Origin of the sequence: Treponema sp. OMZ 840, assembly GCF_050937815.1 — a bacterium.
In the GTDB taxonomy this organism is placed as follows: Bacteria; Spirochaetota; Spirochaetia; order Treponematales; family Treponemataceae; genus Treponema_C.
On record NZ_JACDIJ010000005.1, the window covers coordinates 93,117 to 111,338 of the forward strand.

Annotated in this window: 11 protein-coding genes; 3 read left to right on the forward strand and 8 right to left on the reverse strand. The window is 44.6% G+C overall.

The genetic code is table 11. The annotated features are described in order from the left end of the window. From ligA to H0R92_RS08685, 4 genes are all read right to left on the reverse strand, one after another. Window positions 1–1,914 carry an NAD-dependent DNA ligase LigA gene (ligA, locus tag H0R92_RS08670; protein WP_432963406.1) on the reverse strand — a complete coding sequence of 638 codons (1,914 nt, stop codon included), beginning with the start codon at window positions 1,912–1,914 and terminating at the stop codon, window positions 1–3. Beyond that, complete coding sequence (gene trmB / locus H0R92_RS08675; protein ID WP_432963409.1) at window positions 1,898–2,536, reverse strand: tRNA (guanosine(46)-N7)-methyltransferase TrmB; 639 nt, start codon at window positions 2,534–2,536, stop codon at window positions 1,898–1,900. Before trmB ends, ligA begins: the two co-directional genes overlap by 17 nt. A gap of 44 nt (window positions 2,537–2,580) precedes the next feature. Next, window positions 2,581–3,129, reverse strand: a complete 549-nt coding sequence (locus H0R92_RS08680) for a hypothetical protein (RefSeq protein WP_432963280.1) — start codon at window positions 3,127–3,129, stop codon at window positions 2,581–2,583. 99 nt (window positions 3,130–3,228) lie between these two features. Beyond that, window positions 3,229–4,395, reverse strand: coding sequence for a hypothetical protein (locus tag H0R92_RS08685; RefSeq protein ID WP_432963283.1), 1,167 nt, complete (start codon window positions 4,393–4,395; stop codon window positions 3,229–3,231). Between the two features lie 129 nt (window positions 4,396–4,524). On the opposite strand from H0R92_RS08685, the gene H0R92_RS08690 reads away from it, so the two are divergent. Both H0R92_RS08690 and dinB read left to right on the forward strand, forming a co-directional pair. Further along, entirely contained in the window at window positions 4,525–6,531 is a 2,007-nt protein-coding gene (locus tag H0R92_RS08690) for a hypothetical protein (protein WP_432963286.1), read from the forward strand. Then, window positions 6,447–12,527, forward strand: coding sequence for a DNA polymerase IV (dinB, locus tag H0R92_RS08695; RefSeq protein ID WP_432963289.1), 6,081 nt, complete (start codon window positions 6,447–6,449; stop codon window positions 12,525–12,527). Before H0R92_RS08690 ends, dinB begins: the two co-directional genes overlap by 85 nt. Before the next feature lie 70 nt (window positions 12,528–12,597). Here the strand turns inward: dinB and H0R92_RS08700 are convergent, their stop codons facing one another. The 3 genes from H0R92_RS08700 to H0R92_RS08710 form a co-directional block, all read right to left on the reverse strand. Next, window positions 12,598–14,625: an NHL repeat-containing protein gene (locus H0R92_RS08700; RefSeq protein WP_432963292.1), complete on the reverse strand. Its 2,028-nt coding sequence runs from the start codon at window positions 14,623–14,625 to the stop codon at window positions 12,598–12,600. Between the two features lie 22 nt (window positions 14,626–14,647). Further along, complete coding sequence (locus tag H0R92_RS08705; RefSeq protein WP_432963295.1) at window positions 14,648–15,352, reverse strand: tetratricopeptide repeat protein; 705 nt, start codon at window positions 15,350–15,352, stop codon at window positions 14,648–14,650. Window positions 15,353–15,733: 381 nt separating this feature from the next. Next, on the reverse strand, window positions 15,734–15,883 hold the full coding sequence (locus tag H0R92_RS08710) for a hypothetical protein (RefSeq protein WP_432963298.1): 150 nt from the start codon (window positions 15,881–15,883) through the stop codon (window positions 15,734–15,736). Window positions 15,884–16,473: 590 nt separating this feature from the next. Between H0R92_RS08710 and H0R92_RS08715 the strand changes: the two genes are divergently transcribed. Then, entirely contained in the window at window positions 16,474–17,334 is an 861-nt protein-coding gene (locus H0R92_RS08715) for an Rpn family recombination-promoting nuclease/putative transposase (protein ID WP_432963301.1), read from the forward strand. A 140-nt stretch (window positions 17,335–17,474) separates the two neighbouring features. Here H0R92_RS08715 and surE read toward each other — a convergent pair whose 3' ends face one another. After that, window positions 17,475–18,218: a 5'/3'-nucleotidase SurE gene (gene surE, locus H0R92_RS08720; RefSeq protein WP_432963304.1), complete on the reverse strand. Its 744-nt coding sequence runs from the start codon at window positions 18,216–18,218 to the stop codon at window positions 17,475–17,477. Between the last annotated feature and the right edge of the window lie 4 nt (window positions 18,219–18,222).

An 18,222-nucleotide genomic window follows, 5' to 3' on the forward strand; every position in this document is an offset into this window, starting at 1 on the left:
TTATACATCCCGTTTAACAAGATTTAAAAATTCCCGTTCATCGATAATCGGCGTACCCTGGGCGGCCGCTTTTTTGTTTTTTGACGAACCCGATAAAGGATCGTTTGTAACCAAATACGAAAGCCCTTTTACAACGGCGGATTTTACATCGCCGCCTGCCGCTTTAACCAGCTTTTCGGCTTCGCTCCGCTTCATCGAAGAAAGTTCTCCCGTAAAACAAAAGCTTTTACCCGTTAAAAAAGCCGCTTCGCCGCTCAAGGGCTTTTCTATCGTGATAATTCCGCGTTCGGTTAAAAAAAGCATTTCCTGCCGGCATTCGGCCAAGCCCTGCACAAGGGTGCGCGCGGTAATTTCGGCAAAACCGTACACCGAAGCGATTTCTTCTTCGCGCGCGGCTAAGAGTTTTTCGAGGGTATTAAAGCCCGCTTCAACCAATTTTTCGGCTAAAGTTTCGCCTATACCTTCGATATCGAAACCGGCAATAAAGCGCGCCAAAGACACGGTTGTGCGGCTTTTAATCGATGAGATGATTTTTGCGGCGCTTTTTTCCCCCAGGCGGTCAAGTTCCGCCAATTCCGCTTCGGTAAGCGTGTAAATATCCGACACCGAATTAAGCCGCTTTGTTTCGTACAGGCGGCGGATAAGGTTTATGCCGAAGTCGCGTATATCGAGAACGGACACCCATTTTTCGATACGGTGATGAAGGCGTTTGGAACAAAGCGTATTCGGGCAAAAAAGCCGCGTTCCCTCGTCGGTTAAAGCGGAACCGCATACAGAACAAACGGAAGGGAAAACGATTTCGCTTTGCTCAAAGCCTTCACTATCGGCAAGGCGCTCTATTTTGGGAATAATTTCGCCGCGTTTGGTAACAACCACACGGCTCCCGATTTTTACACCGAGAACGCGGATAGTGTTCGGATTTACCAAAGAAGCCCGTTTAACGCGGGTTCCGGCAAGTTCCACCGCATCGAATTCGGCGATGGGCGTATAGGTTGCCCCCGATTCGCTCCATATAACCGAGCGCACAATGCTTACCGCTTCTTCCAAATTGAATTTAAAAGCGATTTGTTTTTCGGGCCGCGCGCGTTCGGCATCACGAAGGTCTATATCGCGTCCTTTTACCACCAAACCGTCTATATCATAAGGAAGAGAAGGTCTCAAATCGCTTACCTGTTCGCGGTATGCGATAACTTCGGCACTGTTTGTACAGAGTTTTAAGTGAACGGTTTCAAAGCCCTGATCCGAAAGCCAGGCAATTTTTTTTTCTTCATCGTCGAAGGGGCTGCCGTTCGAAAAACGCGCGTCGTAACAAATAATTTGCAAATGTTCGCTTCCTTTCCCGTCTTTCCGCTTCATTAAACCGTTTGCGGCATTACGGCAGTTTGCCTTATCCGCATAAAAGCTTTTGTGTATGTTGCGGCTCATAATAACTTCACCGCGTACACCGCCGGTTAAAGGCTCTTTGAGGCGCGGAATAAAACCTTGCATTTTAACTACATTGGCGCTTATATCGTCGCCGATAATACCGTCGCCGCGCGTTACCGCACACAAAAACGTACCGTTTTCGTATTGCAGCTCAAGGCTCGCTCCGTCAAGCTTATATTCGACAACAAATTCGTTAAAATCCCGCTTTGCAGCCCATTCTTCAAATTCGGCGGGATTTGCGGCTTTTTCCTGACTGCCCATCGGAATAAGATGTCGTTTTTTTTCATATGTTACACCCGATGTACTTACCCCTTCGTCCGCATCCGAACCTATTTTTTTGAGTACAGGGTTGTCGGGATCCAAAATCTTCAGTTCGTCCCACAAAGCATCGAATTCGGCATCCGTTACTTCGGCTTCTCCGGTGTAATATGATTTTTGATACCGCAAAATACGGTTTACAAGTTCCGTTATTCTAAATTCCGTTTCCATCTTTTTTTTCAAACACCAGTTCGAAAATATCGCGGCCGGCATTTTTTCCTTTTAATTCGAATTTCGTTTGCGGGCGCTGCCGGTTTGTTTCGGCAAAGCCCGTATACTTATTTTTAAGCCCTGCAGTTAGATTCAATTCTTCCAGTGCAAACTGTGCATAGGGCTGCCAATCGGTCGCCATATGGATATATCCGAAGCGCGAAAGCTTTGTACACAACATATCCGTAAAGGGGCGTTTTATCAAGCGGCGTTTATGGTGTTTTTTTTTCGGCCAAGGATCGGGGAAAAAAATATGAAACCCCTGCACCGAATTATCGGGAATCATCGCTTCCAAAACTTCAACGGCATCGTGTTCGATAATAAAAAGGTTTGAAAGATTTTTTCGTTGTATTTCACCTAAAAGTCTGCCGACACCCGGACGATGAACTTCAATGCCTATATAATTCGTGCCGGGATTTTCTTCGGCAATAAGGGCGGTCGCCTGCCCCATTCCGAAACCGATTTCAATAATCACATTTTCCGTATTGCCGAGAATATCGCTGTAATTAAGATGATTTTGTGAAAAAGGAATACACCATTTCGCAGAAAGATTTTCGTAATCGCGCTGCTGAGCTTCGGTCATTCTTCCTGCACGAAGCACAAACGAACGTATCGGGCCGGAAGAATTCACCGCATACCGCCTTCCGCTAAAACATTGTGCGCTTCCGAAAGAAAAGCCGGAGGTTCGACAATCAAACTTAATCCGTCGGGGGCAAGCAGAATTTTACGGGTAAAAAAAGCGCCCGGATATTTTTCAGATATTTCGGAACGCAAAATGGGTTCTTTTTCGATATCATAACCGAGTAAAAAACCTTCACTATCAAAAACGGCTTGTTTTTCCGTTTTATATGCATCGGTATCCAAATTCGATACCGGGCGGGGTGCGTCCAAAAAAAAATCGGTTTCCGCTTTCATCGACGCTTGGTCAGTATAACACACATGATACCTGCCCGCTTTAAATTCGGAACCCGCGGCCGGCATAATATGCGTACTGCCTATCCACCGATATCCGTTTTCCGGATCAAAAACATACAAAGGTTTATCTATATTCCACGTATAGTTTTCAAAACGTACGGAAAGCGAACCTCCCTCATGAGCGGACGAATTCAAACGCACATATACGGCCATACGCATAAGGGGCGGTCTTTGCATGTCTTGAAAATCATACACAATCATAGTACGGACGTCATCAAAGGAAGGACTGGGAGAGGAACAAGAGATTAAGCATGTACATATGCAAATAAGAATTGTATACCGGAAAAGATGTTTCATAGGTCAAAAATTGAACATCATATTAATAACCGTTAAATCGCTTGAAGTAAACTGCGTAACATGAGAATCGAACTTAATATTTACCTGTTTGCACGCATCATTCAAATAAGACAAATAATATAAGCCCAAATCGGTACGGCTGCCGTGCTGGGGCAGTTCTTTATAAAAATCTATAAGATTTTTTTTGTTTAAGTCGGCCGATTTTGACGTTTCAATACTTTCTTTTACTTCTTGGAATTCATCATCCTGATTGTATACGGTTATTTGCAGCATTCCCTGTTTACCGATGGAAGCCGAACTTCCTCCGAATTTCCATGAAGCGCATACCAGTTTGTTTTTTCGAGTAAGTTCGGCGATTATCTTTTTTCGCACAATCGGATCATACAAGGTTATAGCGCTTTCGCCTGCCCCCTTATATAAGCGTTCCGCTTCTTTAGCCATATTCGACGCTTCACAGTTTGAAGCGATTTCCATAAACATAAGAGAAATATATTCGGCAATCGTACCCTTTCCCATATAATCGCGCAGTCCCTTGCGTACCGCTTCGAGCATATGTTTAAATCCGTTTTGCTTGGAAAACAAAACAATAAGATACCAATTATACGGACTGAGTTTAGACAAGAATTTTTCAATCATCAATAAATAAGTATTTTTTTCTTCATCCGAATAATTTTTGTTTTTTACGATTTCCATATTCAAAGGATCGAGAATAAGCCGCTTCATATCGTTTATATGCGAAGCGTATTTTTTCATAATCGATTGAAGGGTACGCGGAGGCACCTTTGTTTTGCTGTCAAAAAATTGACCGGGATGCGCTCTGTTGTGTTTTTTTATTACGTCGGTTGCAAGCAAATCGGCTTGCACTTGTGAGCTGAATTGTCTGTAAAACAAAGAAAAAACGAGAAGCTTGGACAAATCGATTAAATCCTGCCGCAGGGTAGTAAATTCGGGTAAAGAAATTTCTATCTTTGACACGTAATCGAGTAAAATTAATTTTTGTAAAGAAGTCGGGGTAAATCGCTCCAAAACGACACCGCTTTCTTCGCTGTTATCTACCATTTTTAAACGGACAAGTTTCTTTTTATTGCGTATAAAAGAAGCCGCCCCTTCTTCGCTTAAAGCTACTTTTAAAGGTAATTCCAGCATTACTTTTTTAGGAACTTTTGCCATATTATTAACGCCCCCATTATACCTGCGATTGAAATATATGTCAAATGGCTATGTAAAGCCGTTTTTTTTGACACCGCCGCAGTATACAAGCTATTGACCATAAAACAAATTTACCGTTATGCTGTTACTATGAAGCCTGCATTTAAGATACTTTGTATCGCACTTTTATTATGTATACTTCAAACCCGATCGCTTTTACACGCCGAAGCAACCAAGTCGGCACAGGCTTTATACTCCGATTTTTTATATGATTTTTTTGAAAAAAGCGGTTTTAAACCCGAAAAGCAATTATTGCAAAATACTTTATCATATGAGTTTCCCTACAATGTTGTTATAGCGCTTAATAAAGAAAAAGATAAAAAAAAACTGATTATAGCAATTCCGCAGCAAGACATAAAAACGGCGGTTCCCGTATTAACCGCTTTTATACAAAAACTTACGGCGGAAAATTTTGATTACCGTATTGACTTTGTGTTTACGGCAAACGATTACAGTCCCGTACCGACGGCGGATGAATTAAACGCCGGCACATACTATAACGCAGGCTCTCTTTCTTACATAGAAAATTTGGAAACAAAAGAAAACACGGCAGCTTTTTTAATCCGTTTGCAAACGGATACGGTTTTTTCTCATCCCAAGCGCAAAAACGGTACGGAAATCATACCCGGAGGAAGGGGCGAATACGGAACGGGAACCCTTATCCCGCGGCCCCTGTTTACACTGATTACCGACGCATTTTACAAAGCCGATATAAATTATTACATAAAAGATTCTTTTTTATCGTTATACAGACTCGGCTTAACGCAATCGGATCCCCTTATATCTACATGGCTTACCGCACATATTCCGGCGGTTATGTTTAAAACAAATGCGGAACATCCGAACTATCTTTTAAACGGTATTGAACAGTGCATACGGCAATACGCATCTTTGCAAACGGTCGGCACCGAAACACATTACAGTATTTTCCGCATTTTCAACCGAACGCTTTGGATTTCGGAAAAAACATACATCGTTTTTTTAAGTCTTGCGGCGGCACTCACCCTTTGCCTTTTTTTTATATTTTCTTTTATACGCGGTGCCCACCGTTATATTCATCGCGAAGAATTCTTTAAAACCTGGTACCTTATACCGCTGACAATAGGCGTAACCGCCTTGCTTTTATTTTTTGCACAGTTTATAACGGCACAGATAATCGGCAGCCGTACCGATGCGGCTTTGTTTTTTTTAAGCGTAAAAACGGTTTTTGCCGTTACTTTTTTTGTATTCGGATTTTTTCCGCTTATCTATTATATTTTCAAACTTCCGCTTACCGGCTTTATTTACGGATACCTTCTTTCCGTTGCCGGCTTTTTAAACATATTTTTATTCGCAGCGATTGACATAACCCTTATTCTTCTTTTTATTTTCGAATACATTATTATATATATTTCGCGTACTATGAGAAAAGTTTTTCCGCTTATCGGCTGTATGATTTTTATGCTGCTTCCCTTTGCCCCGTTTATAAATGCCCTCACCGGCTTCAATTCGGAGCTTTGTTTTCGTTTTATAAGCGGCGCACGTTTCGGATACAATATTTTGTTTGCCGCAATTTTACTGCCCTTTTTAATTATGATTGTACGCATCCTTATACGATTTAAATTATGGAAAAGACGCGGATCGGAAGCAAAATCAAAAATCCGAATGCACGCGGTTTTTGCAGCCGTTTTTTTTGTGTGCTTTTTTACAGTCACGTTTGCAGTATCTTTTGTACTACGCTCCGTTTATAAAAATAAAAACGCATCCCAACCCATAGAAACAAAAGCGGTCTCCCTTATACCCGAACGCATTGTACAATTCGAACGAAGTATTTTTACTTTAAAATTGTCCTCAAAACTTCCCGTTATCAGATACCGTATAGAAGTAAGGTCCCAAACGGTTCTTCCCGTTCTTGAATCAAATTATCCTTATGATATGTTTTTAAAACCGTTTACGGCGGTTTTTGCCTTAGACGATTATCCTCCCGAACCTTTTACGCTCTCATTTTCCGCACAGGGAATAAACAATACGGTATGTGCCGTTACCGCATATATCAAAACGGAAACGGGCATACAAACAGAAAAACTGTCATATACGATAACGGGTGTACCGAAATGAGCGCTTCGAATTTTTTTCATGTGGATTTGGACGCTTTTTTTGCTTCGGTAGAACAATTGGATAACCCCGAATACCGCGGCAAACCCGTTATCGTCGGTTCGCTGCCGACCGACCGGCGGGGCGTCGTATCAACCTGTTCGTATGAAGCCCGGCAATACGGTGTTCATTCGGCCATGCCCATAGGCAAAGCGTTTCAATTGTGTCCTTCCGGAATTTTTTTACGCGGAAGAATGAAGCGCTACCACGAAAAATCGCGGGAAGTTATGACCGTTTTAAATGAATTTTCGCCGGAAGTTCGGCAAATGTCCGTTGACGAAGCTTTTATGGATATGGGCGGTACCGAACGTTTGTTCGGAACGGCCGAAGAAGCGGCAAAAAAACTGAAACAAGCGGTGCGGGAACGTACCGGCCTAACGCTTTCAATCGGAGCGGCTTCAAATAAATATGTTGCAAAAATTGCCTCGGGAATGTCGAAACCGGACGGTTTATATATCGTTGAAAACGGTAAAGAAGAAGATTTTATGCTTTCTTTGCCCTTAAAAAAAATTTGGGGCGTAGGGGAAAAAACCTTGGAGCGCCTTACAAAGGCGGGTTTTAGAACGTCGCGTGACGTTCATAAAGCTTCTCTTAACTTACTCCAAAGCTTATTCGGTACCTGTACGGGCAGTTTTTTATATCATGCCGTGCGCGGCTGTGAAGTCGAAACCTTCGAAAATCAAACCAAAAGCCGCTCCATAAGCTCCGAGCATACTTTTTCTTTCGATTTAACCGATTTATACACAATAGATACAGCCCTGCTGGAGCTTGCATGGGAAGTGATGTACCGCCTTTTAACCGAAGGCTGGATAAGTAAAACCCTGCATATAAAAATACGCTACGAAGATTTTACGACAGTAAGCATACAGGAAACATCGGACAGAATTTTTTCGTCGGCGGATGATTTATATAACCGTGCAAAACTCTTGTTCAGAAAAAAATACGAAAACGGACGCGGCATACGTTTACTCGGTTTAGGCGCGCAAAACCTTGAAGACGGCGCGACACCCGTACAAAGCGAATTGTTCGATTTCGGCGAAAAAAAAAAGGCGGCGGTGGAAAAAGCGGTTATCCGTATACAGAAAAAAAATCCCGGTATATGTGTGGAAAAAGCGCGCCTTTTACACGCAAAAGAAGAACTTCAGCCTAATAAAACGCCCGCACAAAACATAAAGCCCAAACACATGCTTGCCGTTTTTTGTATGCTTACAGCATTGTTTTTTTCGGGAAAAAGCAGTCTTGCGGCGCAAAAGCAAAATACGGAAAATCCGGAGGCACAGCAAGAAGCATTGTCCGTTCCCTTTTTACCGCAAATGCCGGTTGCCGTGTTTTCCCTGACGCCGGATTCTCCCGATGTGGAATTTTATGCTCAGGGAAGCTGGGAAGCAAAACTGCACATGCAGCATACAATCGGTACGTATGCGGAAGACGGGAAAAAAACGACACCTGTTTTTTCTTTTGCGCCGCCCGTATTTATACAAAAAACCGACATTACGCTGTGGTTTTTTCTCCAAAAAAAATGGTATTTTGAAGCGGCCGTCACGGATGCATATGAAAAAAGTACGGTTGCCGCAGGCTATTACGGTGACGGATTTTTACGCCACGTACGCATCGGAAACAGAGGAATTGTTTTTCCGCAGATTTACGGCATAAGCACTGCAGGCAGAAGCGCAGGAGGAGCTGCGGATCAAGCTCCCGGTGTGAGCGCCCGGTGGCAAAGCGATGTATGGCAGGCGGACGCCCTGCTGCGCTACGATATGCTCGACAATTTTGAAAAAACCTGGGCGGGTACCGATGAAATAGGCGAAAAAAAAATAGGCTTGCACGAATGGCAGCAGGGACTGCGCTTTGTTCTCCCGCCGGGAACATCGAAGCACATAGCGTCGATTTACGTTCAATCGGATACGGGAACCTATGAAGACAATCAAAAATATACTTACAGACAGCTTTCTCCTTCGGATTATTTGATTTTAAACACCTCGGATACGGTCATTTTGGCAAAACCCGCCGCAGGAAGAATCCTTGCGGAATTTTATATCGAAAAAAACGAGATTGTGAATACACTGGGCAGCTTTGCGGCACCGCATGCAAGCGGCGGAAGCTTTTTGCATGACATACAAGCGTGGTTCGGTTCCGCGCAAAATCCGAAAGACTATTCTTATCCGCTCGCTTCGGGAGCGACGGAGCCAGACAATTTTTTTACGGAAATAGGTACAAAAAGCGGCGGGCAAAAAAAAGACGCCCTTATTTTACAATACCCGCCCTTTTTTTCGCCCTTTGCGGATGCATCTTTATATGTCCTTAATTCCGATGTCCGTAACACAGACATACGGGTACTGTCACAATCCGGTATCGAGCAGGAAAATTACGGAGCGGTGATTGCGGATTATAATTCTTACGGCGGAGGTTTTGAAGGAAGCGATTTTTTTAAAGAACAACGGCGCTATGCGCGGCTTTTTAACCGCAGTGCACAAAATATGCAGCCGAATATTTTAAAAGCGGCCCAGCGCTACCCGGCCGCGCCCGAACACCCTTTTCTCTATTTGAGCCCGCAGTCGCCGGAAGCGCAAAATGCCGATAAAAAACCCGGCTTTATTTCCGTACAAACCGTATCGGTTTCCGGTTTTTTGGATATAGGAACGGCAGCAGTTCCCGGTTCCGTCGTGATGTACCGAAACGGCATAAAAGAAACGGGTTTCCGTTACGATAATAAAACGGGGCTTGTACACCCCCTTAACCCTCCGCTTCCCTTTGACAAAATACGCATTACCTGGCAAGAACATAAGGAAGGAGCGCAAACGGGGCGCTTGTCGGCAGCTGCAGGTATACGGCGGCAGTTCGGACCCGACTTGTCGCTTGACGCTTCCGCATCTTTTTTATGGCCGCTTACACAAAACAACACATTCAGTACCGGTACTGCCGCCCTGCCCGGCTCTTTAAATACCGCATTAAAAATCGATTGGCAAAAAAAGGATTTTTCGCTTGAAAACACAAGCGCCCTTTCTTTTGAAATACCCGACACGGGCGGCGTACGGCGCATACTCGGTATGGACGGTTCAAAACCGAAAAAAATACTTTTAGGCGCCCATGCAGACGCCGGCTTTCCCGAAAGCGTAATACCGGCACTTAAAAAGCGCCCCGCTATGCCGGGAAGCTATGTGCAGCTTTCCGGAAACGCCGTTCCCCTTTCGGCAACCGCCTTGCGGGAAACCGATATGGAAGGCTATGCGCTGCGTATGGAATGGAATCTTCCCGCTGCAAATGCGTGGGCTGCGCGTACAATCGACTTTAAAGGGGCGGCCGCGTCCCTCGCCTCGGCACGCGAATTCAGCATATGGCTTAAGATGGAACCGTCGATACCGCCGACGAATTATGAGGTTTATTTGCAGCTCGGCGCAAGTGAAAATCAGCTTACCGATTCGCAAGTACCGCTTCCTACATGGCGCATAACCGAAGACAATGCGGCGGAAGGCGATATAAAAAACCATTTTAATTCCGATGTCGGCGATTGGCAAAAAGTTACCGTTTATCTCCGCGACGAAGACCGTATGCAGCTTGCAAAATCGCAAAACGCACGCTTGATTATCCGCAGTACGGCGGCGGGGGCTGTCGGTACTTTGACGGTAGGAGCGTGCGAAATAAGAAGCGCAGAATTCGGCTTTTCCGTTCCCGAAGGCTGCCTGCTCCGTTCATCGGAACAAAGTTCGCCCGTATCCGCAGCACCCGAACCGGCGGAAATGCTCCGCTTTAATCCCCGCGGTGCAAATACCGTACAGTTTTTTAAGTGGGACATTCCCGCCGCGCCGCCACCGGCCGACAAAACGGTCCGCGCATACCGCTATATCGAAACGGTTCCGCTTGCTTCTTACGACGATATTGTTTTTTTTATATGCACATCCGAAGCCCCTGTAAAAACACGTTTATCGATCAGCCTTGAAAGCGAAACGCCTGAGGGTACACAAAGTGCTTTGATTTTACACATTGAAGGGGCCGGGATGACCGAAATCGATACCCAATTCCACGGACTGTGGAAAAAGGCGGTATTTAATATGCACAGCCGCACTTTGTCCGTAGGCGGCGTATCCTTAAACGCTTCTGATTTTACCGTAGAAACCTGCAATACACAGCTTGCTCCCAACCGCATAGAATTCGCCTTTTCTTCTTCGGATATAACCGATACGGCATCTGGAGCTTTGTTTATAGATGAAGTATATGTAAGCGGAAAAGACGTGCGTTTGAACGCCGAAAACATTTTTGCCTTTAATTGGAGTAAAGAAGGAACGGTATTTTCCGTAAAAAATTTTCCCCTTGCCGCAAACCCCGCATTTACGGCAAAAATACGCTCGCATGTGCAAAGCGGTAATTTAACACATAAAAATAAACACGCCGATATCGGAACATATACGGACGGCAGAATACAAGCGGATATAGCGGGAATAAAAACGGCATTGGCCGCATCTTTTTCCTTTTCAAACCGCAGTCAAAACAAAGCAAACCATTCGGTATACTATTTGCAAAACGCTTCGTACAGCTTAAAAACAACGCCCGTATTTTTTGTAACACGTATAGTGAATGCAAGTTCCGAATATTCGTTTACGCCGACGACTTTTAATGCAAACAAAGCCGAAAGTCTTTTTTTCGATTTTTCCGAATTGCATGTGCCGCTTTCTTTTTCGTTTAAAGCCGAAGGAAATACGAATGCGCACAGTTTTAAACAATCGCTTTCCATGTCCGGAAAATATGCGCTTGAAAAGCAAAAAATTTCATATACCCTGCAAACGGCGGCGCAAGCTGCCCAACAGGGGAAAATGGCGTTTCCGGCACATTCCGACTTTTTTTCTTCGTGGCTGGACGTATCGAAAGTGCAGTTTTCAGGGGGCAAAAGCGATGCGGATAAACGCACACTGGATTTTTCCCTGAATCAAAGCTTTGTTTTTTTTGAAAAGCGGTTCGAACCCGAAATCAGCTTAAACGCACACAACGTATATACCGGCTCGGTAAAAACAGAAAATACGGCTTCAGACATTTTGAGCATAAATCTTCCTTTTACAATCGAAAAACAACGGTTTTCCGTCGAGTGGATAAAAAAATCCTCTTCGGTAACGGAACAGGCACGGGGCGGCTCTTATACCGCAGATGTTTTTGAGTACGGGCACACGATGAATAAAAGACAATGGCTTTATACCGCCCTTCCCGTTTATGACTTTTTCGACACAAAACTGCCTGCCAAAATGCGGCAAAGCGGCGTGCCCGTATCGGGGTACGAAAGTTTATGGAATCTTACATGGAAGCGCCCTCTTTTTATGTCGCCTTTAGACATTATCGTACCGGCACGATGCTCTTTTTCCGCCGCACGGACGATAGGAGCAAGCCCCGCAGATACAAGCGATGTGCTGCAATTTAAAACAAGCTGTTTTTTTTCGGCGTTTAACTGTTTCGGCAAATTCGGGTCTATACGGCTTTTTGATTGGTACGAACAGGATGAAACCCTCGCTTCGCTCAGCCTTACGTACAAAACCGATAAAAATAATGTACGCAACTATCGTATAGGAATTTCGGGCTACGGACAATTTATGCTTTTTTTTACGGAACGCGACAGTGTGCGCTTTTACACCGAATACAGCGCCGACACTTCAGGGGGATGGCACACGCGCTTTGAAACGCTTTGGAATCGGCAGGGAAAAACAAGCATTGTAAAAGACGCTTTTATATTTTTATTGCCGAAATTCGCCGAACGCATACAAAAGGCGGAAGGAATACGGCGCCAAAGTTCTTTTTCGGCCGCATTCGGTTCAAAAAATGCACGGTTTTCACAAACGTACAATCTTAATCACAGCATGGAATTTAACTTAAGCGAGCGCATAAAGGCGGCCGTGTATGCGGGTACGGAACTTTCTTTTGCGAATGCTTTATTCAGTATAAAAAACACTGCCGGCATATCCGCAAAAATACAGTTTTAGATTTGTGCCGGCGCAGTACAATACTTTTTCCGGAGGAGCGCAAGCTTTTATTTTAACAGCGCAAAATGTTTTATTCCAGCGGAGCAAAATATCCGGTTTCATCACGGCCGGAACGGTTTAATACATAGGTTTCCACTTCTACAGGTAAAAAGGCGCGGCCGAAATTGGTCGGTAAACTCGACACATACGAAAACCTGTATACGGGACAGGGAATATCGATGATGTCCCGTACAACGGAAGAAATACCGGCCGTTCTGAATATATAATAGTGCCCGCCGGGAGTATTTTTTACTAAGAACTCTATTTCTTCGGCAATGTTTTGCCTGTCAAGCGAAAGGCTTAAAAAAGCAATGCCGTTATTGTTTAGATATGAGCTTACATCGGTTAAACCGTATTTGCCGAAAGATTGAAAGCGCGGTCCTCCTGCGGTTATATACACAACGGCGCGTTTCGGTTCGGCATTGATTAAATCGTTTGCGGCAAGACGTACCGCCAAATCAACGGCGACGGTCGGCGATACGGCGGCTTTGAGGTTTGCCGACGAGAATTTTTCCATAAGTGCCGGATTTCCCTCGTATTCGGGAACGGGCACTTTGCCTGCAGAAACAATGCGTAAGGTTCCCCTTCCTTTCATAGCGGCGGCAATTTCGCGGACAGCCGTATCGATTTCCTGACGATATTGAGCCGAATCGTAGCTGCGGTCGATAATAAGACTTATGTCGCATACATCGTTGTAATCGGCGCCGCCTATAAGCTTTTGTTCGGCGGCAGGCCGTTTTTCTTCGGTTATAAGAAAATTGACGTCTTTTAATCCTATAATCGGTTTTCGGCTGCGGTTTTCGACGCGCACGTCAAGGCTGACGCGCGGAAAATCGTCGGCATATACCCGCTCGACTTGTACAAAAAGACCGCCTACCAATTCATGCATGCGCGAAAGCACAATAACTTCGTTGTTTTTAAAATCGGCGGCGACGATATTACCGTTCGAATCGACATCCGCACAAGTAAGCTTCACCGGAGCGTTTCCGGTACGGGCAATTTCATAGGCGGCACCGCTGTGCCGATCTATGGCCAATATCTTATTCGTATCCGCAGCCATTAAAAAAGAACCGTGAACGCGCAGGGTTTCAGGATGCCTGAGGGTTTTATGTTCGGTCAATGTATCCAAATAATTGCCGGCGGTATCGTATACGGTAACGGCTCCCGTACCGGCATCGGCTATATAAACCCTGTCATCGGCGACCGCAATCCCGGCAGGAGATATAAATGTACCGAAAAAAAACAAAGCTTCGCCTTCCGAGTCGAAAACCGTTACCCGTCCGTTTCCGTAATCGCTTACATACACGTTGCCCGAAGCGTCTTGCGCCAAAAATTGGGGGCCCACAAGCTGTCCTGCCCCCCTACCCTTCGAACCGAAATATTTTATAAACCGTCCGCGCGGATCCAATTGGCATATGCGGTCGCCGGCATATTCTGAAACAAGCAAATTGCCGTTTGCTTGGCGCAAAATATCCATGGGCCGATCAAAACCGCTTAAGGGACCCCGTATGCGGTTTATTATCAAACCGTTTACATCCAACTGTAAGATTTCATTTGAACCGTATGCGATAAGCAAAATCGATCCGTCTTTTTGCGGCAAAAGCGACAAGGGCTGGCTAAAATGCACCCCCGACGCGGTTTTGCCCGGAAAAATTCCCGATTCGGTAAAACGCAGCGACATATCGGAAGTATCCGCCGGAACTCGCCGATTTTGCACGATATCGATTTTATTTTCAAGCAAAAGTCCGCCGTATCCGGCTTGTGAGGCAAGTTTCCATTGCTGCAATGCCGCTCCTTCTATGCCTGAGCGGTAATAAGCTTTTCCGAGCCAATCGAGAATAAGATTTTCCGAAGGAAGATAGGATAAGGCTTTTTCAAATTGAATAACCGCATCATTAAACGCACCGCGGTACCAAGCTTGTACTCCGCGCCGAAATTCCTGTTCGGCCGAACCGCGTTCAACGGGTGTCGCTTCTTTTGCCGTTTGTGAAAAAAGAAAGATTTGAGCGCATAAAAAAACAAAAACGATGTTATAAATCATACAAAGCTTTTTTTTCATTCAAATCTCCCGCAAAAAAAGGTTACAAATCGGCTTCGGCAGACGCATTAAACACCGCATTATAGTGTTCTTCTATTTCCGAATTTTCCCGCCCGCATTCTTTGGCTTTTTTTATGTAATTTTGCGCTTCGGCTAAAAGACCCAGTTTATAATACACCCAGCCCAAAGAATCCAAAAAAGCGGCGGACTCCGGATACATATCCAAGGCTCGTTTACAAAGGGATAAAGCTCTGGTAAGATCTTTTCCCAAACAGGCAAGCACGTAGCCCAAGCCGTTTAAGGCTGTAGGACTGTTGGGGTTTAATTCAAGCGCTTTTTCGTAATGCTCGATTGTTTTAGAGGATTTTTTCTTTTCCCATTCAACATAGGCAAGGGCGGAATACACTTCGGCAGTTTTATAACCGCCGTCTATAAGCTGCTGCAATTCAAAATCGGCCAAACGGGTTCTGCCGGTAAGGCTGTATATAACCGCAAGCGCAAAGCGGCACTGATTTACCCGTTCGGCAATCGTTCCGCCGGTAACCACTTGTTCAAGATATAAAATCGCTTCGTCATAACGCTCAAGCCGAGCATAGGATAAACCGATATAGTATGCCAAATCGAAACCGTCGGCACCTTCGTCGGCCGTATGTATATCGGGTGCGGGTAAAGATAAAAAAAGAGTTAACGCATCGGTGTATTTACCCGAACGGTACAATGCAATACCGTCTTGTATAGTTTCTGCCATAACCCTCCCTGCATAAAACCGTTGAATGCTACCGTTTATAGTATATCATAAAAAACATCGGCGGTAAATACATACATCTTAAAAAACGTTTCCCCAAACGTTGAAATCTGCGGATAAACGGGTTACACTGTTAGTGATGACGGACAAACGCACCGGCTTGCAAAAACGGGCATTACCGTTACGGTAAACGGTCAGGCATGGACGGTAGATGCAGATAATATCGGCGTAAAAAATTCTGTAAACTATAACGACAGCGAAAGTATATTTTCGTGCGTGTGGGTTACATCTCCGGAGTTTGAGCTGTAAAAGCCGTAAAAGCGCACATCCGTGGACACGGATGTGCGGAAGCACACCTTTGCCTTAATTTACGGCATCTTAAAATTACGGCATCTTAAAAAAGTCTGCAGGAATGTCGAAAGAACCTGCCGCACTGCACGGCTGAGAAAAGATACGGCTTATAGACACATATCCTTCCCGAATAGCCGCATAGTCGGTATCTGCCGTATGCGGAACCTGCGCTTTATATACCAAAAGAAGTTATCCGCAACAGCATAACCTACACGGTAACGGATGCAAAGTATGTCAGTGAGTAGGGAGATAAGCTTCAAAGCGTAACCGTTGCACCTGATAACATCTACCCTTTTTCCCAAAACGGCGTTATCTTTAATAACGATAAAACCGTGCTGCTCGGTTTTATGCTGCAAGTTTGCGCCCGCGCAAACTTGGTTATATAAAGCTTTACCGAACGTCCTGTTCGGGATACAAAATAAATTCATAGTTTTTTCCGGAAAAACTCTGTTTTTTTTCATATCAAACCTATAATGTTTAAAGAGAACGGCTGAAATAGCGCCGCTCTCTTTAACTCGAGTTTGTTTCAAAACCGCACATCCTGTGCGGTTTTGAATTCCAGTTTTGAGCATAGCTCAAAACTGATTACTAACGGCTTTCCTGCACATCCGTGTGCAGGATTTGAAACAGGATGTTTTACGTGCGGTATTTTACCGTCCAAAACATCGGGGATAATCGGCTTTAGGTTCACACATTTGAAAATGTGTTCACTTGTAAAAATGGAGCTATTTCGGTGTGGTTCACTTGTAAAACAGTATAGGTGGAGGTGAAGTATGACAAAGGCTAATCCCAAACGAACCTATAAGGACTCCGTGTTTGCCGACTTTTTCGGGGCGGATAAGTCGGCAAAATCAAACTTTATCAGTTTATACAACGCATTGCACGGAACACAGCTGCCGCTTGACTGTGAGCTGCGTCATATCAGACTGGAACAAATCCTGTATATGAACTTTTATAACGATGTGTCTTTCCTTGTAGATAATAAAATCATTGTACTTGCAGAACATCAATCGACCGTTAATGAAAACATGCCGTTCCGTTTTTTGGAATATGTCGTCCGCTTGTATGAGCAGATACAAAATCCGCGCGATAAGTATTTGCGCCGTTTGGTTAAGATTCCTTCTCCCGAATTCTATGTCTTTTACAACGGTGAAGAAGATTTCCCGGAATATAAAACACTAAAACTTTCCGACGCTTTTATGACGGCCGGTTCACAACCGAACCTTGAACTCATTGTCGAAGTGGTGAATATCAATCAGGATAAAGCACATACAATTCTTGAGCAGTGTAAACCGCTTGCCCAGTACAGTTTATTTGTAGAGACAGTAAGAAAACATCTTAAGCTTGACAGGGAAAAAGGCTTTGAAAAAGCTGTACAGGAATGTATAAATAATGATATACTAAGAGAGTACTTGGAGCGCAAATCGCGGGAGGTAATGAATATGTTATTGGCGGAATATGATTACGCAACCGATATAGCGGTTCAAAGAGAAGAAGAACGCGAGATCGCCTTAGAAGAAGGTGCCCGGCAAAAAGCTTTGGAAACGGCAGCCGCTTTTAAACGGCTTGGCGTTGAACTCGATACAATAGCAGCTGGAACGGGTTTAACCCGCGAGGAAATAGAAAAGCTGTAAAAGCTCTTAGATTCCCTGCAGCCTTTGCGCTCTGTGCGGTTAAATTTAAAAAAGTCATTAGGAAGAACACAGGGTGTTTTTTTGTGAGGGGTAATTCACTCTTAAAATAGTTATATTTATCCCTTTTAAAACCCGTTAATTTACGGCATCTTAAAAAAGTCTGCAGGAATGTCGAAAGCCCCTGCCGCACTGCACGGCTGAGAAAAGATACGGCTTATAGACACATATCCTTCCCGAATAGCCGCATAGTCGGTATCTGCCGTATGCGGAACCTGCGCTTTGCCGCCTTTAAAAAAGCTGTATAAATGCCCGTCCGGCGCATGTATCAATTCTGCAGAATCCTGATAACGCCGTACTGAAGGCACGGTCATTTTCCATCCCTTATATGCGGTGCTGTCGCTTGCATTTATATTCACAAATATGTCCCGATCGCACAGTTGAAGCAATTTATCCAAATTATCGCGTACGAACAATGCAAGCGGCTCGTACTGCCATTTTTCGTCATACGAATCCAAACTGACCGCAATACCGGGAATACCGTGCAAAGAAGCTTGGCGGGCGGCGGCGGCGGTTCCCGAATATAAAATATCCGTTCCTATGTTCGAGCCCTTGTTTATTCCGGCAATAACAACATCCGGCGTACATTCCGTAAGCTTTTTTGTTCCCACATCGGTACAATCGGCCGGAAGCCCCGAACATTGGAACATGCGTTCGCCCATCTTTTTTATACGCAGCGGTTTCGACATCGTAAAACCGTGTGAAACTCCGGAGCGGTTTCTGTCGGGGGCAACGACATACACGGTATGCACCGGAGAAAAAATTCGAATAAGCGTTTGTAAGCCCTCGGCCGTAAATCCGTCGTCATTCGTCAATAAAACAGTCATATAA